At 47.8% G+C, this 22,082-nt stretch carries 12 protein-coding genes; 6 read left to right on the forward strand and 6 right to left on the reverse strand.

What is annotated here, in order from left to right; all coding sequences use genetic code 11:
* Nucleotides 1-75: 75 nt before the first annotated feature.
* From trmB to ACY2RR_RS22545, 6 genes are all read left to right on the forward strand, one after another.
* Nucleotides 76-798 carry a tRNA (guanosine(46)-N7)-methyltransferase TrmB gene (trmB, locus tag ACY2RR_RS22520; RefSeq protein ID WP_490110447.1) on the forward strand — a complete coding sequence of 241 codons (723 nt, stop codon included), beginning with the start codon at nt 76-78 and terminating at the stop codon, nt 796-798.
* A 186-nt stretch (nt 799-984) separates the two neighbouring features.
* The gene (locus ACY2RR_RS22525; protein WP_490110448.1) at nt 985-2,127 is read left to right on the forward strand and encodes a DUF1329 domain-containing protein; all 1,143 of its coding nucleotides are present in this window, start codon (nt 985-987) and stop codon (nt 2,125-2,127) included.
* 283 nt (nt 2,128-2,410) lie between these two features.
* Nucleotides 2,411-2,992: an adenylyltransferase/cytidyltransferase family protein gene (locus ACY2RR_RS22530; RefSeq protein WP_490110449.1), complete on the forward strand. Its 582-nt coding sequence runs from the start codon at nt 2,411-2,413 to the stop codon at nt 2,990-2,992.
* Nucleotides 2,992-3,609 (forward strand): NUDIX domain-containing protein, encoded by a 618-nt coding sequence (locus ACY2RR_RS22535; protein ID WP_490110450.1) that lies wholly within the window; start codon nt 2,992-2,994, stop codon nt 3,607-3,609. Before ACY2RR_RS22530 ends, ACY2RR_RS22535 begins: the two co-directional genes overlap by 1 nt.
* A gap of 14 nt (nt 3,610-3,623) precedes the next feature.
* Nucleotides 3,624-4,187, forward strand: a complete 564-nt coding sequence (locus ACY2RR_RS22540) for a hypothetical protein (protein ID WP_490110451.1) — start codon at nt 3,624-3,626, stop codon at nt 4,185-4,187.
* 59 nt (nt 4,188-4,246) lie between these two features.
* Entirely contained in the window at nt 4,247-4,591 is a 345-nt protein-coding gene (locus ACY2RR_RS22545; RefSeq protein ID WP_490110452.1) for a hypothetical protein, read from the forward strand.
* Here the strand turns inward: ACY2RR_RS22545 and ACY2RR_RS22550 are convergent.
* The 6 genes from ACY2RR_RS22550 to ACY2RR_RS22575 all read right to left on the reverse strand — a co-directional run bounded on the left by ACY2RR_RS22550 (nt 4,563) and on the right by ACY2RR_RS22575 (nt 22,003).
* The gene (locus ACY2RR_RS22550) at nt 4,563-5,933 is read right to left on the reverse strand and encodes a TolC family outer membrane protein (RefSeq protein WP_490110453.1); all 1,371 of its coding nucleotides are present in this window, start codon (nt 5,931-5,933) and stop codon (nt 4,563-4,565) included. The genes ACY2RR_RS22545 and ACY2RR_RS22550 overlap by 29 nt on opposite strands.
* A gap of 116 nt (nt 5,934-6,049) precedes the next feature.
* The gene (locus ACY2RR_RS22555; RefSeq protein WP_490110454.1) at nt 6,050-6,658 is read right to left on the reverse strand and encodes a peptide deformylase; all 609 of its coding nucleotides are present in this window, start codon (nt 6,656-6,658) and stop codon (nt 6,050-6,052) included.
* Between the two features lie 56 nt (nt 6,659-6,714).
* Nucleotides 6,715-11,019: a cadherin-like domain-containing protein gene (locus ACY2RR_RS22560; protein ID WP_490110455.1), complete on the reverse strand. Its 4,305-nt coding sequence runs from the start codon at nt 11,017-11,019 to the stop codon at nt 6,715-6,717.
* Nucleotides 11,020-11,061: 42 nt separating this feature from the next.
* Entirely contained in the window at nt 11,062-14,943 is a 3,882-nt protein-coding gene (locus ACY2RR_RS22565; RefSeq protein ID WP_490110456.1) for a cadherin-like domain-containing protein, read from the reverse strand.
* Between the two features lie 32 nt (nt 14,944-14,975).
* Complete coding sequence (locus ACY2RR_RS22570) at nt 14,976-19,166, reverse strand: beta strand repeat-containing protein (RefSeq protein ID WP_490110457.1); 4,191 nt, start codon at nt 19,164-19,166, stop codon at nt 14,976-14,978.
* Between the two features lie 14 nt (nt 19,167-19,180).
* Nucleotides 19,181-22,003: a cadherin-like domain-containing protein gene (locus ACY2RR_RS22575; RefSeq protein ID WP_490110458.1), complete on the reverse strand. Its 2,823-nt coding sequence runs from the start codon at nt 22,001-22,003 to the stop codon at nt 19,181-19,183.
* Between the last annotated feature and the right edge of the window lie 79 nt (nt 22,004-22,082).

Below are 22,082 nucleotides of genomic sequence, written 5' to 3' on the forward strand. Positions count from 1 at the left end.
ATCTGGCACAGCCCGGATATCTCCGTATAATGCGCGCCCCAGCAAGATACTTTTTAGCGACGATTTATCTCCCTCATGACTGAAACTAACATCTCTGCAAACGATCAGCAGAAGAGTGATACCCCTCACCAGCGCAAGATCAAAAGCTTTGTGCTCCGTGCTGGTCGGATGACAACAGGCCAACAGAAAGGCTGGGATGTTATTTTCCCCAAGCAGGGATTAAAGCTGGAAGACGGCCGCATTAATCTGGATGTGGTTTTTGGTCGCAAAGCGCCGCTGGTGCTTGAGATTGGCTTTGGTATGGGGCTTTCTCTGGTAGATATGGCGAAAAATGAGCAGGACAAGAACTTTATCGGTATTGAAGTTCACCGCCCCGGTGTGGGAAGTCTGATGAATGAGGCTGACAAAGCTGGCTTGAACAACCTGCGTGCTTATTGCGATGACGCAGTTGAAGTCCTTGCCAAGTGCATTCCTGATACCAGCATTGACCGCCTGCAGGTTTACTTCCCAGATCCATGGCACAAAAAGCGCCACAACAAGCGTCGCCTTATTCAGCCAGCATTTGTTGCTTCCCTGCTGCCAAAACTCAAAACCGGTGGTGTTTTGCATCTCGCCACAGACTGGGAAAACTACGCAGAACAGATGATGGAAGTTATGACCGCTGCTGAAGGCTGGAAGAATCAGGCTGGTGAAGATAACTATTCTCCACGCCCGGATTACCGTCCCATTACCAAGTTTGAAAAACGAGGTGAACGACTGGGTCACGGTGTTTGGGATCTGTTGTTTGAGAAAATCTGAGTTTTAAAAATTTTCATATAAAAACGCCCGGCGAAAATCGGGCGTTTTTTATTTTATGGTCTAAAACTGTCTGCCACCAATAACAGCAAGAGGCAGGGCAGACACATGTTATCCACTCAATTATCAAAATGTTTATTTATAAGTTGTCTATTAATAACGTCCTGCCTGTTACAAGCCGATGAAGATTTGCCTGCAGAACCAATTTTAATTCAGGACGAGCAACCACTTTTCACAATTACCAAATCGAACCTGAGTGAATACAACGCACTTCTGAGTGAAGGCGCAAAGCATCTTCTGAATAACTCTTCTGGCTATGAAATGGTTGTATACCCCAGCCACCGAACAGCGGTTGTACCTGAACACATTGCTGCCAATATGAAGCAGCAGGACTGCCAACTGGAAGATAATGGAAACAGCATCAGCCACTGTCTGCCGGGCAGTCCGTTTCGCTCACCAACCACAGGTCTGGAGGCGATCTGGAACCATCTCCTGCGCTATAGAGGAGATGCCATTTCCGGGAAATCCCATCGCGTTAATGTTTTCCCGAACGGTACTCGTAGTACCTACACAACGGATTGGGAAACCCTTTACATTTACGGCCAGCCTCAAAGAGGCCATGAGTCATTCGGCAATGTACTGTTGATGAGTCGCAGCAAGGTTATTGAACCAGTCAGAGATGCACAAACTCTTTACCTGACTAAAGAAACAATCAATCAGGATCAAAATAAACCTGCATTCTGGCAGTACTTCCCCGGCCCTCGCAGCGTAAAGCGCATGCCGGTTTTAGCCTACGACTATGTTGTTGACCATTCTTATGGTCTGCTGACTCAGGACAGCCTGAATATGTTTAACGGTTCTCCTGAAAAGTACGATTGGGAGCTGATTGGCAAACACACCATGATTGTTCCCTATAACAACCAGAAACTGGCAACTTCAAAGGTCGATGAAAATCTTCTTAATACAGAAAGCCTGAACCCGGCAGCATTGCGTTATGAACAACACGGGGTTTGGGTTGTGGAAGCAAAACTGAAAAAAGACATGAGCCACATCTACGCTAAACGTCGTTTTTATCTGGATGAAGACAGCTGGCAAATCCTGATGGCAGACCTGTATGACAAAGAAAACAACCTGTTCCGGTATCAGGAAGCTTACCCATTCACAGCAACGGATATACCAGCTCTTGTTGCTCCTATGCAGGCCATTTATGACTTTACAGGGCAGGGTTATCTGATTGACGGGTTAAACGCAGATGGAACATTCTGGAACTTCACAGCACGGCTGAAACCAATGGACTTTACGCCTGCGGCTTTAAGAAGAAGTGGACATTAAATCGGGGGATAAAAAAGCCTGACACCTAAGCAGAGGGGGGAGGAGATGGTGTCAGGCTTACTATTACAACCAAAGTCAGGGAGTAATGAAAAAGCATGATCATGATAGCTTTTCACAAAGCTCACGGAATCCGTACATTCACGAAATGGATTGTCACGATTACTTAAGCGCACTATCAACTATGAGAGGCAAACATTATTAACCTGTAAAACCTCAGGTTCTGGCGACGTTTTGTACCACGTATTTCCCTAATCAGATAAACTAAAGCGTTCATCTGGATAACATGGCAATCGACTCCTTTATGCAGCGTACTGGCGTTTTCGGCTCAGCTTTTAACCCGCCCACCAAAGGCCACCTGGATGTTATCAGACAGGCAGCTTCCGAGTTCGACACGATAATACTGGTACCCAGTGCAGCCCATGCATTTAACAAGCAGTCTCTGCCAATGGAGGTTCGGGAAGAACTGCTTAACGCCTTTTGTGCAGACATTCAAAATCTTCCCTGCAAAGTTGAACTCTCTCTGATTGAAAGGGCGCTTTATAAGCAGAATCCAGAACACCCGGTGTACACTTGGACGCTTCTAAACGCCCTTAGTGATCAGCAGCCAGCTACAAAGTTCAGTTTCATTCGTGGACCAGATAACGCCAACCAGAATGTATGGCAACGTTTTTATCGTTATCAGGACATAGAAGAAAGGTGGTCTATTTTCACAGCCAGTGAAAATGTTAAAGCCCGAAGCAGTCTGGTACGACAGTTAATTGAGAATTCCACAGATACCGAATTTCCGGAGCAGGAACTCTCTTCACTGGTCACACCTTCGGTGCTGTCATTGATTAGAGAGAATAATTTATACAGGACTCCCTAATGAGCCAGAAGAATAGCTCAGAAAAAGAACTCACTTTTCATATAGAGAAAACAGAATCACTGTATAAGGGGTTCTTTGAGGCTGCTCGCTATTACTTCCGCCACAGCCTGTTCCGTGGTGGAGAATCACCAACGGTCGCAAGGGAAGCTTTTTTAAGAACGCCTGCAGCCGCAGTCCTGCTTTATGATGACAAACTCGATAATGTTGTTCTGATAGAGCAGTTTAGGGTCGGCCCCATGATAGAGGCTGGTGCAGATACTAAATCTGCCTGGATGCTGGAAGTCGTTGCCGGCATTGCAGAACCCGGAGAAAAACCAGAAGATGTTGTGTTGCGGGAGGCTGTTGAAGAGTCTGGCTGCACGATCACAGAACTGAAACCCATATTCCAGTATTATCCTTCTCCCGGAGCCTGTAATGAAGTTATTCATTTGTTCTGTGGAATAACTGACAGCTCCAGTGCCAGTGGCATACATGGGCTTGATTCAGAGAATGAAGATATCCGTGTTCATGTCATCAGTACCGATGATGCACTGGCCATGCTGGATGACGGGAAAATAAATAACGCAACGACCATTATTGCCCTGCAATGGCTTCGCACTTACAGAAATCAGGGCTAATCAGGAAGCTGATCATGAACCCTTTGCGCAGTTGTCTGCTCGTTTTGACTCTGGTTGCTTTAGCCGGATGTAATACTTCGCCTTACCGTAATGGATACCCTTCACAGGAAAGCTGGGCTGTTCTTCCTGTTCAATCCCTTCAATCTGAAGAAGCAGGCATTCAAATTGAGAGAATGCTGAAAGTTCTGCTGGCCTCTAAAGGTGTGGAGAGAGTAGAACTCCCTCCGGAAACAGAAACCCAGGGTAATAATTCTCTTATTGAAAGCGCCCACCGTTTAAAAAACTCGATGCAGTGGGCAAATCAACACGGTATCAAGCTGGGGATCACCGGCATTTTGCATGAGTATAAAAAGCTTGCAGACGGCCGCTTTGCAATGGATCTGTCCCTGAACCTTATTGATATCAACACAGGGGAAATTATCTGGAGTATTTCTGGCCGCGGCGAAGGTCGCCCAGAAGATGATCCTATAGCTGTTGGCCGTAATTTGGTGAATGCGCTCCTATCTGGCCTTCCTCTGGCAGAAAGTGAAGCGTCGAGTGGTGTGGAATACTGGTTTGGCTGGGTGCCCGGCATATAAACTACGTAAGAAGCTGGCTGCTAATCTGAAGGTAAGAATTCAGATTATGGTTGGACACTATGCTTTACGGACTCAGGGATGATGCCGGAACGCTTATAGCCTTAGGCGAACAGCAGGTTTCAGAGCAATGGCAAAGAGTTGATGAAAATGCCGAGGATGTTCGTCAGTTTCTCCAAAGGCAGAATCCCAATGGGGAAACTCAGGCTTTAGAGGACTCGGATCAGCAATTCATTCGTGTTCTGGATGATTTGATTGAGCTGATGATTGAAAAGCAGCTAATCCAGTTTACCGAGTTACCTCAACCCGCACAGGATAAGCTTCTGAAAAGGCGATGGTATCGTCAGCAACTCAAAGGCGATGACGATACCACTCATCTTATTGATCCCCAGGAAGGGTTGCTCTGAAGTTCATTTCAGCCTGAAGCATCATTGGAAGGTCCACATTCATACTGTCCAGAAGCTGCCCGGTGCCCTGTAGTACGCGGTAACGGGAAAACAGCTCTTCATGAACAGCCTCAATAAAGTCTCTCTGGGATTGAAACAGTTCATTCTCGGTATCCAGAAGATCAAGCAGAGAGCGCTTCCCTAAACGGAACTGCTGCTGATAAGCCTTGGCAACTTCACGGCTGGCAGTGATGTGCTCTTTCAGATAAGTCACCTGTCCATCCATATACACAAAAGCATCCCACGCCAGACGCAAATCTCTGGTGACATTCCGATAGCTTAATTCCCGGGATGCCCGCGCCTCTTCGACTTTCCAGGCCGCCTCTTTACGACGGGCCTGATCAGCTCCACCGTTGTAAAGGTTGTAGGAGAAGTTCAGCATGGCACTGAGAGTATCTGTGCGCCCATCAGCGGTGGGAATATCGGAACGGATATCGCTCCAGGTTTGACCAACCTCTAAATCCAGCTGAGGAAGAAAGCTGCTTTTAGTGGCATTAGCCTGAGCTTCGTAGGTTTTAATATCAAAGCTTGCTGCCTGAATAGCCGGGTTATTCTGCCCGGCCATGGCCATAGCTTCATCCAGCGTGACTGGCAGCATGGAAATATCCAGCTCAGGCATCACCAAACCAGTGGGCTTCCTGTTTACAATGCTGAAAAATTCACTGCGCCCATTGGAGAGAGTGTTTATAGCGGTAACCAGATTGGCACTGGCTCGGGCCCGACGGCTGCGAATCTGCTCAAGGTCAGAGCTACGGGAAAGGCCGCTGTCTGTTCTGGCATGAATTTGGTCGTAAATTTCGTCATGAACTGCAAGATTCTCTCTGGCCAGCTCCACCAGCTGCTCTGAACGGATAACCTTGAGATAAACCTCTGCCACCTTAAGAGCCACACTTTCAGCCCGGGCATGCATCATTAATGAACGGGAGCGGGAGTCCATACGGGCTCCCTCGAGGCGATTACTGGTTTGAAACCCATCAAACAACATCTGCTGAATAGCAAAAGTCGCTTCGCCAATACGATCTGTGGTTTTGGTATTCCCACCGGAAAGCTTGCTGTGCTTGCGCTGCCAGCCAGTACGGCCACTGACTCCAAGCTTTGGCAGATAACCTGCACGCTCGATAGTTATTGTTTCTTCGGAAGCCCGAAAACGATTCATGCTGATAAGCACTTCCGGATTAGTTTCGATGGTATACGAAATCGTTTCCTGAAGGGTATTAGCCCTGACATCCTGAAAAAGTGCGCTGAAGGCACAAAGCACAACGCCCCCAAACATACCTTTTGCAGCGGTAAAGAAGCGTCCCATCCCTGGACCCCCGTATTAAACTGCAGCGTGAAGAACCTGCCCCCAGAATCTCCGATTTGCGGGCATAACATTCATAACGTTATCGACTGCTACTGGTACTCAGTTTAGAAGGGATATCAGCGATGGGGAGAAACTCCTCCAGGACGAGTCACATGAGCACCCGGAGTCGGCCAGCCAGCAGCCCAGTTTTCCTGTTGTTCAAAGCAGGGGAAAGGAATCATTAACTCTGGCGAACTGACTTTGGAAGGGAAAAGTATTCCATCCAGATGATCTCGTTCATGTTGAACAACCCTCGCCATAAAGCCATCAATCTCTTTTTCAATTGGCTCACCATGACGATTCAATCCTTTAAGATGAATACTGGCAGGGCGCTCAATCCAGCCTCTGGAGCCGGGTACAGACAAGCACCCTTCCCAGGTCCAGACTGTTTCTTCGCTGAACCAGGTTATCTCCGGATTAATCCAGCACTCAATCGGATAAGCTGCCGCATCAGGGTAACGAGTATTTTTTTTATCAATACCAAAGGTCATAACTCTGGCTGACCAGCCAATCTGGGGAGCGGCAATCCCCACACCGGTAAATCGCCTTTGGCTAGCAATCAATACATCAAGGTTATGCTGGAAATCGGAATGGCTGATGTCACCAACTTCAACTTCTGGCTGTATTTCAAATAAGGAAGGAGCCCCAACCAGCACAACTTCGGGTTCTTCAGGCAGGCGTATCATCGTATGCGTTCTTCATGTGTCCCTTTCGGGCGAATTATAGGCCGACCACAGAGCACTCAGGAGAGTAGATTGCCATTATCTGTGAGCTGATTAGTAAGCTGGGTCACATCAGTCGTGCCAAAGGTTGAAGACAGATCCACACCATCAAGCACAATATTCTGTACGACCGGACCACCAGCAGTAGTGCTAACCCCAATAGTTGTATCACCACTCTCAAAACTGAAACTGAGAAATTCATCCAGGCTTCCTGAAGCGTTATCAGGCAGAAGATCCCTCAAATCCAGAACGTCTCCAGCTATACCAGTGTGAAAATCCGTGATCGTGTCTACAGCAGGACTGTTCTCGGTTCCTTCATGACCAGACTGCCAGACAAAGAAATCCTGGCTATCGCCGCCGGTGAGTACATCACTACCAGCTCCGGCAATGATTTCATCGTTATCCGCTGTGCCATTAATAATATCGGTACCAGATGTTCCATTGTGGGTGTTATCAATTCCCACAAGGTTCAGGCTGATAGCCGAGGTGGAAGTCCAGTCACTGGAAGCATTACCCCAGACATCATATTCCGTCACGGTTACCGAGATATTGATTCGCTGCCCTGTCAGAGCTGAGACGGTTAATCCATCAGTCATAGCATCAATATCTGTCAACCCGGCTCGGGTTCCAGGAGTTACTGTCCATACAACTTCGTCGCTTCCTGCTGTGTTTCCTGTCACTGTGCCATTATCAGTCCATTCCGATGGAATATTGAAAGTTGTATTTGCTGATTTGGCTATCCGGATTTCTGTAATTCGGTCTGTGTCATTCTGGGTAGCAACAACAAAATCAATAGGAATGTTATTACTGGAAGCATTAACACTATCAACCACTGTAAAGTCGGTAAAAATGGCATTGTCGGCAATCTCAACTTCATTAGCTCCATTCACATAAACCGTGAGAATGCTCTGACTGGTATTACCGTCGGAATCTGTCGCGGTATAAACAAAGCGATCATTGCCAGTTTCACCCGCCGTCAGGTTATTTGTCGCATCCAGGCTGTTATTTATGTTGTAAATGTATCGTCCATCAGCCCTGATAGTGATGGTGCCGTATACCCCCTGAAGCGTAACACCAGCACTGTCCACAGTTTGAGATGTACCATCAGGAAGTGAGATGCTGGTTACGGAAGTTGCACCAGTGTCATTGCTCAGCACATTACCTTCTACCAACTGTTCCGCATTAGTGGCGTTTTCAGGGTCGTAGGTTCCTGTCGAAAGAACCCGTTCATCAACCAAGCCTGTTTCTGTATCGATTGTAACCAGCAGTGGAGACGTTGTGCTCCAGGTTACACCGGTCAGCTGACCATCAACGGATGTCAAAGCATGCAGGGAGCCGCCGTCAAAAGCATTGGGCAGGGCAGTTATATTAGAACTGTTACCATCGGGCTCAATTCGCAAAAAAGTATATGTCTGAGGGGAAGCAACATAACCTTGTGTATAAAGGGCTCCGTCGTGCCAGGTGATATCACCAAAAACATTTTCCTGCCCGGCAGCAGATACATCACCAATATTTGTTCCTGCCCCCGAACTGGTATTCACCCGGAAAATTCCACCGTCATAACCACTGGCATAGAGACTGCCATCAGGTGCAAAGGTTAAACCGGTTACCGTTGAAATGCTGTGTGCGCCAACAACTGTTGCTACCTGGGTTGCTGGGTCAATCGTATAGAGGTTGGTGCTGTCAGCTCCGTACAACACTCCTGACGGAGACATGGCTATTGCATACATATTGCTGGAACCAGAGATAGTACCCAACTTATGAGTTTCACCTGTGTGGGCATTCACCACACTCAAAAAGACACCACTGCCGCTGACATCATCCAGCACATAAACAGAGCCTTCTGGTAAGGCTGATTCTGTGATTGTCACGCTGTCTGCATTGGCAAAACTGTCTGCAATGACAGTTACGGTAAGATTGGCTGTCGACGTTGTTGTACCGTCACTTACGGAGTAGCTGAAAGTCTCGACACCACCATTGATTGCGCTGTTGTACGGGGTGTAGGAATAGGTGCCATCAGAGGAAATTATCAGCGTGCCATAGGTACCGGATATATTGGTGGTTCCGTAACGATCAACCGCCGTGTCATCAACCTGGGTCACTCTTAAAGTGGCACCTTCCGGGTCTGCATCATTTGCCAGTAGTCCAAGACTTGAAACACTGTTTACCGCCACAGTCTGGTCTGACATAACAGATAGCGTGTCATCAACCGCTATTGGGGCAAGATTGAGTGGAGAACTCAGATTAATCTCAAGACTGGAAGACGATGTTCCTCCATCGACATCTTCAATGGCATAGTCAAACGTTTCTACGGGTGAATCTGTACCGCTGGCGAGCGTGTTTATCTCGGCGTTGTTCAGAACGCGATCATAAACCCGCACTTCATCAATCATGCCATCAAAGGTGAAAGATCCTTCCTGAACACCATCGTGATATTTATTTACGGTACCTGCAGAACCAATCCCGACGCCACCAATAGCATCATCCAAACTTTGCGCACTATTGGATACACCGAAACTGTCGCCATTCAAAAATGCTTCCAGAGTTCCGGCACTGCCATCAAGAGTCAGGGCAACGTTGTGCCATTGGCTGCTGTCCAGGTCAGAGATATCAGTACTGAGATAGGCACCACTCCAGTCAGCGCCATCATGAGCTCCGGCATAGAGAGTGTTGTTCTGGATATAGATAATAAAACCACCGTCACCACCACCTTCTGTATACAGCACCTGACGATCACTCAGGCTGTTATCTTCACTGGGCTGGAATGAAAAGCTTATGGTTCGGGCTTCAACATTGCCGCCATTAGATTCTATGGGATCAACGTAGGTGTGGGCGACTTCCACCTCGTCATTAAAAGGCACATCTTCCGGAAGTATTTTTCTGATAACTACGTTATCTATGCTGAAGGCACGAATATCCTGAGAAAAACGCAGCTGTGTTGTTGGATCACCTGAAGCCTGAAGAATCACTGTTTCTGTTGTTGTAACAACGCCAGAACCTGCAGGCTGAGAGTAGTGAGCAACATTTTGCCCATCCCATGACAACCATATATTAGTGGTACTATGGCTCTTGTTATGGTGAAGCGTGAAAGTTAGTTCGTACTGTTCAATCGTGTTGTCACTGGTATCAACATCACGATACACCTGAGTCGACTGATAGTTGTTTAGCCTGCCACCAGAAGAAGGATCCAAATGGGCATACGAACCGCTGGCCTGCCAACCCTGGTTAGTATTGTCATTAAAGTTTGTATTAAGAACTTCTAAATTCTCCGGAGTGTAATCATAGTCATCTCTCGTACTGTGAATATTTCCGACGGAAACATGATCTCCGGTGCCATCCAGCCTGAGTGCATTTCCAGATAAACCTCCAGAAACAATGGCGGCATTACCATGCAATTGCCCGTTATCTGAAACACTGTCCACACCTGATTGATCAAGCACTGCGGTTTCTGATGCTGGCTGATCAAAACTCCAGTGAGCAACCAAGCCACTGTGAATATCAACCTCTTCAGCGCTATAGCTGTATGAACCATTCTGCTGAATAGTCAGGGTTCCATAATCGCCCTGTATTGTTGTTGAGCCGGAATCACTAATGGTTGTTCCATCCACGGTTCTGAGGGAAAGACCCGTACCGGCATCATTCAGCAAAATACCAGCCTGCTGCATAAGAGATTCACCAAACAATACATTGACCGTGTCCGATGCTGCCGCTGCGGCAATATTGGCAATAGGATCGGGCTCAGGAGATAGAGCCGTCATAACCTGTGTGCCGCCAATTCTTACCAAAGGCTGTGGCGTAACTGCTGGAGCCACGTCGATTGGGCTATTCACAACAGGTTCAACAATTGGAGGCGCTGCGGTTACTGGCCCAAGCCCTTTTCCTACATAACTTTCTTCCGGAAGATTGGAGTTTGAAAACAGTGGCCTGTCTTGCTCTGGGAGAACGGACGATGAAGACGTACTGTCTAACGCCCCAAGAATATTGTTTTGGAATTCCGGCGTTGTTCCAAAGCTCTGAACAAACTCAGCCTCACTTTCGCCCTCAGCATCAGCTTCTTCACCAGCTGAAGGGTTTTGTTCTTCTGCATTTATCGCAGATTCAACAATCTCTTCCGCAATGGTCTCAGACTGTTGAGGAACAGCTAAAGAGCTATTAGCAGGTACATTGATGATACTCCCATCAGGGTTCAACAATGCAACCGAACTACCATTCGTTGTTTGCACATTTTCTCCCGGTTGCAAAAGACTCCCTTTTGCCAGAACCCGGGTTGAACCATCTGGGGCGACAGCTAAAACTGTTCCTGTAATCTCCCCAACCTTCATCATGCCAGCCGCTCCTTCCTTGTCGCCTGCTGCTTCAAGATTTATTTAGCTAATCAGATTTCCGTTATCTGTCAGATTATTCACCAATGCCGTTGCATCAGTGGTGCCGTAAGTCGTCGAAAGATCTACATCCTGCAGAACGATTTGCTGAACCACAGGACCTCCAGCGGTGGTGCTCACATTAATTGTTGTATCGCCGTCCGCCACGTTAAAGCTGAGATACTGATCGAGATTCTCAGAAGCTCCTTCCGGCAAGAGATCACGTAAATCCAACACATCACTGTGACCAAAAGCGTTGAAATCGGTAATGGTATCCACAGCGGGAGCACCATCGGTTCCCACATCTTCCGGCCGCCAGACATAAAAGTCTGAACCATCGCCACCGGTCATAGTGTCGTTGCCTGCGCCGCCAATAATTTCATCATGATGAGTCGCATCATCTGAAGAACCGGTTAATGTGTCATTGCCATCTGTGCCCATACGAACCTGATCAATACCCACATAGTTGGATTGCAAGGTAGTTATGGCAGGTAGCGCATCTGTCAGGTTGCCTTCCGCATCATACTCACTGCTTACGACGTCTATTCTCATCCATACGCCAAAGTCAGAGTCATCACCATCCATAGTGAAACTCAGGCCACTTGTCAGAGAATTGAACGTTTCCAAACCTGCATAGGTTCCCGGAGTTGCCGTCCATACTGTTTCAAAACTGTCGGCGTCATTACCGGTAATGGTTCCTGAATTCAGCAACTCATCCGGTATATCAAAAACAATACCATTGTGATGGCGAAAACGAATTTCTGTAATTCTGTGACCGTCTGCAGCCTGTGCATTGAAATCCACCGGCACAGAACCACTGGTATCCACACTATCCATAACAATTGAGCTTGTTAATAGCGCTGATTCAGCAGTTTCCTGTTCATCCTGACCATTCACATAAACAGTCAGAACACTTTGACTCACCTGCCCGTTGGTATCTGTTGATGTATAAGTGAACCTGTCAGTACCGGTTTCACCAGTGGCCAGATTATCAGTAGCCTCAAGACGATCATCGACCTGATATTCGTAGCTGCCATCACTTCTTATTGTCAGAAAACCAAATGTGCCTTGAATAGTTGTTCCGCCACTGGTGACAGCCTGCGATGTACCATCAGGCAGCTGTATAAACGACACTGCCTGCGGGTTAGTATCGTTATCCAAAACATTACCCGCCATAGTGCGCATGCCTATAAGCGATCCGCTTTCTGTCCTCTGTAACTGCACAATAGGGCCAAACTCTTTAATACCACCGTTCACTGTATCCAGGGTGACTGTTTGACCTGTGTTCAATACACCAACAAGCTCGCCATCAACTGAGACTAAAGAATCATAATAAAAGCGATCCCTTTGGTTTGGGGGTTCTGAAACTGTAAGTCCACTATCCGTTATATCTATTCTGACCAGATACCTGTCAGCAAGCGTGAAATTGCCATCGTCATCTGTGCTGAACTCACCTGTTAACGCATAGAGCGCACCATCATGCCAGGCAATGCCGTCTGAGGTGACATTTTGATATCCATGATCTTCCAGAGTTCCCAGAGAAGTTGCCTGACCGGTAGTCAGATTAATCGTGTTCACCTCTCCAGAGGTGTCATACATATAAAGCGTTCCATCAGGAGAAAAGGCGAGACCCGATATATCGTATTGGGGATAGTGAAGAACACCGTGATTGCCAATTTCCGTAAAGGTTCTGGTAACAGGATCCAGTGTATAAACCCGATGATTATCCACTGCATAAATAGCACCACTAGGGGATACCGCTATCTCCAGAGCATGGTTTTGAACAGCTCCCTGCAAATCCCCCAAAATATGAGATACACCGGTTTCAACATCGTAAGCCCGCAGGTAATCACGGTCATTATCGATGTCGTAATCGACAACAAAAACTGTCGACGGTGACCAACCAGACTCACTGATGCTTATGCTGTCTGCATTGGCGTGCCCCTGAGTAAGAACATTCACAGACAGAGTGGCTTCAGATGTAGTTGTGCCATCACTTACGGTGTAAACGAAAGAATCTGTTACCCCGCCGGAAACACCATTGTTTGGTGTGTAGGCGTAGGTGCCATCAGCAGAAATAATCAGGCTGCCATACTGACCTGTAATCGTTGTTGTACCGGAATCGGCTATGCTGGTTCCCGCAACATCTGTGACTGTCAGGTTGTCACCATCCTGATCGCGGTCATTTCCCAGAAGCCCAACACTTCCAACGCTATTTACAGAAACGTTCTGCCCGGCCATAACTGCCAGGGAATCATCTTCAGCGACTGGAGCCGTATTTGCCGGAGATTGGACAGAAAGGGTTAGCGTTGATGTTGAAGTCACACCAGAGGAATCCTGAATGGTGTAACTGAATTCATCATTTGGATTTCCACCTTCATGGAGAGCACGGGCCTCTACATCATTAAGAGCACGGTTATACACCCTGACATCATCAATCAAACCATGGAATGAGAAGGAGCCTGACTGGTTACCATCATGGAACTTCACCGTGCTTCCATCGCTGCTGCCGAGGTGAATATCTCCGGCGCTAGAACTCAGAGTTTGCGCTGAGGATGACTGTCCAAAACGAGCACCATCAAGCCAGGCGGTCATATTGCCCCCAGAACCATCCAGTGAAACAGTGACATTGTGCCAACCTGTTAAACCCGAAATATCTGTACTGAAGAACTCGCCAGCCCAGGTTGAACCATTGTGAGCACCGGCGTAGAGAGTATTACCGTCGATATAAATAATGAAACCAGCAGAGTCTCCACCTTCCTGATAAAGAACCTGACGCTGATTCAGGTTACCTACTGATTCTGGCTGGAACGAAAGACTGACACTTCTGGCTTCAATACTGCCATCAGTGGGAATATTAATTTCCGTCGATTCATTAACAGACAGGTGCCCATCAAGTGCATTGCCGGTAACACCTCCAGATACAATTGAGGCGTCTCTCTCTAAAGTGCCTGTATCAGAGATACCATCCAGCAAGGACTGATCAGAAACAGTCATACCAGTAGAAGGTTGGTTAAAGTTCCAATGGGCAACCAGGTCACTGTGTAAATCCATATCCAAGGCGTTGTAGGTGTAACTGCCGTTGGACTGAACTGTAAGAGAACCGAAATCGCCCTGAAGAGTGACAGAACCATCAGACCCCAGAGGAACATCATTAACACTTATTACCCCAATGCCTGCACCAGAATCATTCTCCAGAACACCGCTCTGCCTGACCAAGGACTGTCCAGTTACTGCAATCACACTGTCAGCGACAGCACCAGCTGGCCCGGCTGATAAAGCACTCATAACCTGAGCACCGGAGATCGTCACTCCACCTTCAGAAGAAGACTGATTTGAACCACCGGAAACCGGACTGCCTGCACCAGAAGCCCCTGAAGGAGCAAATGTTTCATACCCGGATAAAAGTGACGGGGTAAAGGAAGAGCCACCGGAAGATGCTGTTGAACTATCAAGAGTTCCTGCACCAGCCCCCATATTTCCAACGGAAGGTGTTGTACCAAAGCCCTGTATCACACCGGCAGTTCCCCCGCCTAGAAGGTCGGGAGATTCTTCGTCAATCAGACATGCCACACTATCACTCTCAGCGTCATCAGCACAGGCAGCACTTTCTTCCGAAGCAGGTTTCTCTTTCACTTGTCCATCTGCCAAGGGTGCTGGCTGCAACATGGCCGAGTGAATCGGTACTCCAGCTTGAGGCATTTGCAATGACATATTTGCAGGAACAGCCACAACCTGACCGTTCAGCGTTAGCAATGTGGCAGTACTGCCGTTGCCAGTCTGAACAGTTTCTCCGGGCTGAAGAACATCGCCTTCACCCAGTTTCCTGATTGAACCATCTGGGGATACGGCCAAAACCGTTCCTGAAGTCTCCCCAATTTTTATCATCCCAGCTGCTCCTTCCCTGTAGCCTGCTGTCTTCAACTCATAAGGTTGCCGTCGTTGGTCAGATTATTAATCAGTGTTGTTGTGTCTGTTGTTCCGTAGTTTGCCGCCAGATCCACATCCTGCAGAACTATATTTTGCACAACAGGGCCTCCCGCTGTTGTACTGACACCAATCGTCGTTGAACCATCTGTGGTAGTAAACGACAGATACTGATCAAGATTTCCCGATGCGCCATCTGGCAGAAGATCAGCAAGATCAAGAACATCACCCTGAGCGCCCACGGCAAAATCAGTCACTGTATCCACGGCTGGTGTTGAAGAGGTTCCCTGATCACCGTCTTCCCAAACGAAGAAGTCGATCCCCCTGCCACCAGTTAGGGTGTCATCACCACTGCCACCAGTAATACTGTCGTTTTCAATGGTTCCGGTAAGAATATTGTTCTGGCTGCTGCCCTCTATAGTGTTTTCAACAGTCGCCAGTTCATCGGCACCGTTTATGTTCACTGTCAGCACAGCCTGGGCAGTGGTACTGCCATTGGTTGTTGTGTACACAAAACGATCGTTTGCCGTTTCGCCCTGAGCCAGACTATCAACCTGTTCAGCCTGGTTATTCAAGGTATAGGTGTAGCTACCATTAGAGCGAATATTGAGCACACCGTGAGCCGTTTCAACATCAACGCCTCCAGATGTCACTGTCACAGCATTGCCGTGAATATCAAGAATAGATGTAACTGACTGGGCACCGGTGTCGTTAGTCAGCACATTTCCTTCAAGTGTTGAGTGTGCTGAGAAATCAGCTGTGTCATTTGGAAAACTCAGTTCAGAAACATTACTCACGGAGGATACTGTTCCATTGGTTTTATCAATGGCTACCAGCTCATTAGAACCATTGAAACCATAGAGCTGTCCATCCTGCACAAGCAAAGGCGAGGGGTTATCGGTCAGGGCTGTTTGCGTAAGCGGGACAATCGTTGCGTTACCGTTTCCATCGATATCAATCCGATGCACGAACCATTCGTAAAATGTATAACCTACGGTATACAGGGCACCATCCAGCTCTACAAGATCATAGTAATAGTTTGGCCCCCCCTCGGGAGTGTTAGTCAGTGCTGTTGTTGCGCCTGTCGTGGGGTTTATAGAATAAATATTTCCATCAAAACTGGTCGCATAGAGCATTCCGTTTGGGCCGCCCCCAAATCCGGAGGGATCAAAAGGCAATGTATGGTTTGCTACATGCGTGGTCTGTAAGCTCACAGGGTTAATCGTATGAAGCCCTGATGTTCCTATTCCGTAAAGGGTGCCATTGAGCATTGCCACACCAACACCACCACTCCCTCCAGTTATGCCTGTCACAGTACCGAGAGAAATAACTTCCTGCGATACAGGATCAAACAGTGACAGCTCGCCAGAACCGCTAATCAAATAACTCACACTGTCAGGTACAGCCTGTTCGGTGATTGATACAGAATCATTAGAAGCAAAAGAGTCAGCCAGAACATTCACTGTCAGGGTTGCCTGAGCCGTGCTGCTTCCATCAGAAACCGTATAGGAAAAAGTATCCACGCCACCGCCAGAGGCAGAGTTCGATGGAACATAGGAGTAAGTGCCATCTGCAGCCACCAACAACGTTCCGTATTGCCCGGCAATAGATGTTGTTCCGGATGATGCAACTGCAGTAGCGCCAACCTGAGTAAGGGTTAATGAGTCACCTTCCGCATCACTGTCATTCCCCAGCAAGCCAGCGGATGCAAGACTGTTGACTGATACGGCCTGCCCAGCCCCAACATTCAGCACATCATTGTTCGCATCAGGAGCCAGATTCCCCTGAGGGCGCTGGATAGTGATATCCAGCTCAGCGGTTGTTGTTGATTCGTAGCTGTCTGTGATTGTGTAGGTGAAACTTTCGGTAAAGTCTCCGGTTTCATCCGTTAAAGCCTGTACTTCCAGATTGGTGAGTGCACGGTCATAAACACGGACATCGTCAATCAAACCGGAATACGTGAAACCTCCTGTATGGCTGCCATCATGGAATCTACTGGCAGAGTCACCACCACTGCTGGCACCAATTGAAACATCACCACTATGCTCAGTCACAGACTGCGCATTACTGATCTGACCAATCTGGGTACCATCCAGCCAGGCTGTCATTGAGCCTGTTGAACTATCAAGAGACAAAGTAATTCGGTGAAACTCGCTGGTATCCAGCGAGGAAATATTTGTGCTCAGAAATGAGCCAGACCAGCCGGAATCAGTACTGTAGGCACCGGCATACAAAGTATTGCTCTTGATATAAACAATAAATCCACTGGTACCATCACCTTCTTCATAAAGTATCTGACGGTTCACAAGGCTATTGTCTGGGTCGGGTTTGAAAGACAGAGTTATGGTTCGAGCTTCAACAACACCACCATCGGGAATATTTATTTCTGATGATTCTGCAACTTCTGCTCTGCCAGCTTCAACAGAACTCAGTTTCGCGGCTTCATAGAGTTGGGTTGCTTCTGCATTGCTGAGAGTGCCTTCAAAAACCTGAAGGTCATCAACACCGCCACGAACGTTATTCCAGCCGCTGACACCACCGAAGTTCAATGTCTGGTGAATATCTGCGTTTGATCCAGTGTATCCGTTCCCGGCTACATCGCTCAGGCTCTGCTCAATTCCATCAATCGTCAGTGTTGATTGGGTTGGATTGCCATCATGAAATGTTGCAGTCACATAATGCCATTCATTAGCCAAACCAGAAGATCCTGGCGCCAGCTGCAAATCATCAAGGTTTATACCGTGAATGTCATAAGACCATGTGTTAAACCCAATCGATCCATCTCTGATCCAGATATTGTACTGGCCAAAACTGGCAACCATGCGGTCTTGAGCACCATCCCAGCGAAACCAAAATGCGATGGTGATATCCGTTGCCTCAGAACTCAGCCCGGTATTGATATTTATTGTGTTTGAGCCGTTTAACTCAATATGACTCGTGCCCTGAGGAGAGGAACCAGTCACAACATTAAAAGAGCCGCCACTGGCAGAACCATTGTTACTCCCGGCACTGTTCGCGACCTGGTTTGTGCCACTGTCGAGGCCATCCATTTCATACCGACCAAGAAGGGTGGCATTGCTGAAGGAATCATTAATTCCAGCAAATGGATTATGAACATCACTGACATTCAACCTGAGGGCATTTCCTGTCACACCACCGGAAACAATGGTTGCATCACCAGTTAAAGTGCCGTTGTTTGCAATCTGGTCTGTTGAAGCGCTGTCTGAAAAAACTCTTGAACCCGCAGCTTCGTTAAACTGCCATGAAGCAACCAGGTCAGATGTGAGATCCAAATTATCGGCTATGTAGTTGTATGTACCATCGGCCTGGATTTCCAACGTACCATATTGCCCTTGAACCGTTGTTGCTCCGCTGGTAGATACAACCGTACCGTCTACCTGTGTAACAGCAAGGCCACTACCCATGTCATTCGAAAGAACTCCAGTCTGCTGGTTCAACCTGACGTTATAGTTAACAGTCGCCGTATCATCAGATGCCGTTACATCGGGCAGCGCCCCAAGAGCTTGGGAAATAGGTGTTAAACGAGTGGATTCCGGAACCTGAGGATCAGGTATAACAGCTGCTGCAGTCACTTCTGGGGAAAGAAGTATTGGCTCAGGCTCTTCCTGAATAAATAACGGTGGAGCAGCTTCCTCCAAAAGTGGGGCTGGGGTTTGCTCATTAGGTTGTTCAATGCCAGCAGATGTTGCTCCTGAAAAGCCGCTAAAGCTAAAAGGTTGAGACTGCGAAGCTACAAACGACGGCGTTTCACTACTCGCAGAACTGGATAGATAGTTTCCATCCAACCCTATATTGTCGCCCTGCAAGGTTGGTGTACTCAGGCCAGTGTTGCTCTCTGCTCCCGCCTGACCACCTGCAGCCTGTTCGTTTGAAGATGTTTCCCCCTCACCAATAGCCGTTGCGCCAATTCCGGAGTGTTGCTGATCGGTATAATCGGGCACAGCAAAAGTCTGCCCTGCCAGCAATGAAAACTCCTGACCATCAAAAGATAAAAAGCTGGCGTTGCCATTAACCACAGATAGAACCTCACCGGGGAAAACAGTGTCCCCGGCTTTCAGAATGCGAACATTTCCTGCAGCATCTGTTGCCTTCAATGTTCCTGTCAGGTTAGAAACAACAATGGTCTGATTGACTGAACCATTGCTGCTCACAGCATCATCCATGACCACTTACTTCCTTAAATCATCAGGTTTCCGTTGTCTGTCAGGTTATTTATTAGTGCAGATGTATCGGTTGAGCCCACAGAAGCAGACAGGTCGATATTTTCCAAAACGATCTGCTGTACCGCTTCACCATTCGCGCTCTCGCTCACGCTGATAGTGGTATTGCCGCCTTCAAAGTTGAAACTTAAATATTGATCGAGTTCGTTCTGGGAAGCTGATTCTGGAATCAGGTCAGCAATGTTCAGCACATCACCTTGCTGCCCCAAAGTGAAGTCTGTAATGGTGTCTACTGATGGCGTCGTTATTGTTCCCACATGTTCGCTTTGCCATGAGAAAACATCAGCGCCTGCACCACCTGTTAGAGTGTCATTTCCTGAACCGCCAGTGATCCCATCATCAGTGCTGCCGCCAGTTAAAATATTGTTATCAGTATCACCAATTAACTGCTGATCAAGATGTATAAGCCTGGCATCAAGGGGAACGGTAGATGTCCAGCTGGATGCGGCGGTTCCATCCTCGTTGTACTGGGTAACAGTCACTTCCACATGCAAGGTATCAGCAGCACTGTTGTTAATTCCCCCAAGAGTTAAACCAGCATTGGAAGCATCAAGGTTTTCCAGTCCAGCGTTGTTCCCCGGAGTTGCAGACCATGACCAACTATTGGAGCCGGAAGTTACAGAACCGTTATCAGTGAGTTGGGAAGGAGAAGACAGTGTTCCATCACCATGTCCGCTAATCGTTAACCCAGTGATGCGCTGATTAGTACCGGCATCAATAACAAACGACAAAGGCTGGGCAGAAGAGTCCCCAAAAGCATAAACGCCTTGTGACTCTGTAAATACGGGAGGGTTGGCCGTTGCTACATCAGTCGCGCCATTAATAAACAATGTTAAGACACTTTGAGCCGTTTCTCCGCTGGTGTTGGTAGCGGTATAAACAAATCTGTCGTTAGCAGTTTCGCCTAAATCCAGATTATCAAACTCTTCGCTGGTGTTATCCAGATGATAGGTATACGAGCCATCTGCGCGGATATGCAGTTCACCAAACGCGCCTTGAATAACCGTAAGGCCTTCACTGTTTATCTGAACATTCTGGCCATTCTCGCCAGCAACCTGAGTAATACTGGTTGCGCCAGTGTCGTTGGAGATAATGTTTCCTGAGGCTTGCCCGAAAGCAAACTGGCTGGCTCCGGATACAGATTCACCAATACTGGTCGCCAACTCTGTTACAGCACCGGTGGTTGGGTTGATTTCAAATGTCTGGCCATCAGCATCAACACCAACCAGTTCACCGTTCCTTGAGGCCAGCGCTGTGTAAGGAACTTCCACCTGAGCAAGAGGTGTCACCATGTTGTTGCTTAAATCGACCTTGGTCAGCCAATCCTGACTTGATGAAGACTGATGCAGAACTGTGTAAATCGCGCCATCATGCCAGGTAATACCGCCGAGAGGTGTTCCGCCCACGCTGCCAATGGCTGTTGTTGTTCCATCTGAAAGATTGACTGTTGAAATAACACCGGCATTGTCCAGCACATAGACTGTTCCGTCCGGAGAAATGGTCATGCCTTCTATCTGGGTAGAGACACCATGGTTCACCACACTGGAAGCTGTTCCACTAAAGATATCGATGGAGTAAATCTGCCCATCGGCAATACCATACACATGGTTGTTGGAACCTACGGCTACATCATGAAAAACAGGGTTTCCTGAGAAAAGAATTCGGCTAGCACCGGTTTCTGTATCAACAGCTAAAAGGCGACTGCCTTCTGAGTCGTAAACCAGAATACTGTCATCTGGCCCTTCGGACTCATAAACAGTTGCTGTGTCTGATGAAGTGAAACTGTCCTCCAGAACATTCACTGTTAACTCTGCGGTCGTTGTGTTTGATCCATCACTCACAACATAAGTGAACGTTTCAGTTCCACCTTCTGTAGAACTATTAAAAGGGGTGTAGCTGTATGTACCGTCAGCAGAAACCGTCAATGTTCCATAGTGGCCGGTAATATTTGTTATGCCTGTTGCGCCAACAGCTGCTCCATTAATAGAAGTCACTGTTACGTTATTACTGCCAGCGTTGGCTACATCGCTAATCAAGCCCAAGGTTTCTGTAGAAATCGTTGCTGTATTTTCATCCAGAGCAACATTCAAAGTCTGCCCTTCAACAGTAAATTCTGGTTCGGGAGGAGGCGCTGAATATAAAGCCGTCTGCACAGGAGCAATAGGTCTGCCAGCAGGAACTTCGGCAGGAGTTTCTGTTTGAGGCTCGCTCTGCTGGTCAGCTGTTCTGCCACTCACACTTCGGCTGGCGCTGGCGCTGAAATCTCCAGATAAAGGCGTAGGCTTTATAACCCGAGGTTGGACTGCAGCAGTTTGTTCAGGAAAACTCTCAATAGGTGTCAGAAAATCTACTGCCGGGCTAAGAACGGGGGTTGAGCCGGAACCCTGCAACTCCAGAGTTCCACCTCCAGCATTAGCATCTCCTGAAGGCTGAGGGCTCGCCGTGTGACTCTCTCCATCACCATATTCATGGGGAGCCTGTTCCTGCTCATCAAAGGATTCCACAGGCTCTTCCGAATTATCAGGAGCGACCTCATTATCAGAGGATGATTCGAAAGAGGAATAAGGCGTTTGAAATGAGGTATTACTGCCTACAGTTGTCAGTTCACCATTCGCCATACGAACCTGAACCTGACTACCATCAACGGTTCTCACTGTTTCACCGGGAGCCAGAGTTGCTCCTGGCTCAAGCGGTACAAGGTTTCCGTCAGCAGTCTCAATAAAGGCTGCACCTTCTAAGCTGACAACAACTGCAGCATCACCGGAAGATTGTTGAGACATTTCTTCCCACCCCCTAACATCGAGAAGACTCCCTGCCAGACAGAACACTACGTTCTCTTCAAGCAGAGCCTATTTTCAG

The organism is Parendozoicomonas sp. 2304DJ65-17, assembly GCF_058148445.1.

Bases quoted from the DNA above. Each gene is read 5' to 3' on its own strand.
- ACY2RR_RS22540 (WP_490110451.1), top strand. From the start codon at position 3,624: ATGAACCCTTTGCGCAGTTGTCTGCTCGTTTTGACTCTGGTTGCTTTA.
- ACY2RR_RS22555 (WP_490110454.1), bottom strand. From the start codon at position 6,658: ATGATACGCCTGCCTGAAGAACCCGAAGTTGTGCTGGTTGGGGCTCCT.
- ACY2RR_RS22570 (WP_490110457.1), bottom strand. From the start codon at position 19,166: ATGGATGATGCTGTGAGCAGCAATGGTTCAGTCAATCAGACCATTGTT.
- ACY2RR_RS22535 (WP_490110450.1), top strand. From the start codon at position 2,992: ATGAGCCAGAAGAATAGCTCAGAAAAAGAACTCACTTTTCATATAGAG.
- ACY2RR_RS22530 (WP_490110449.1), top strand. From the start codon at position 2,411: ATGGCAATCGACTCCTTTATGCAGCGTACTGGCGTTTTCGGCTCAGCT.
- ACY2RR_RS22560 (WP_490110455.1), bottom strand. From the start codon at position 11,019: ATGATGAAGGTTGGGGAGATTACAGGAACAGTTTTAGCTGTCGCCCCA.
- ACY2RR_RS22565 (WP_490110456.1), bottom strand. From the start codon at position 14,943: ATGATAAAAATTGGGGAGACTTCAGGAACGGTTTTGGCCGTATCCCCA.
- ACY2RR_RS22575 (WP_490110458.1), bottom strand. From the start codon at position 22,003: ATGTCTCAACAATCTTCCGGTGATGCTGCAGTTGTTGTCAGCTTAGAA.
- trmB (WP_490110447.1), top strand. From the start codon at position 76: ATGACTGAAACTAACATCTCTGCAAACGATCAGCAGAAGAGTGATACC.
- ACY2RR_RS22545 (WP_490110452.1), top strand. From the start codon at position 4,247: ATGCTTTACGGACTCAGGGATGATGCCGGAACGCTTATAGCCTTAGGC.
- ACY2RR_RS22550 (WP_490110453.1), bottom strand. From the start codon at position 5,933: ATGGGACGCTTCTTTACCGCTGCAAAAGGTATGTTTGGGGGCGTTGTG.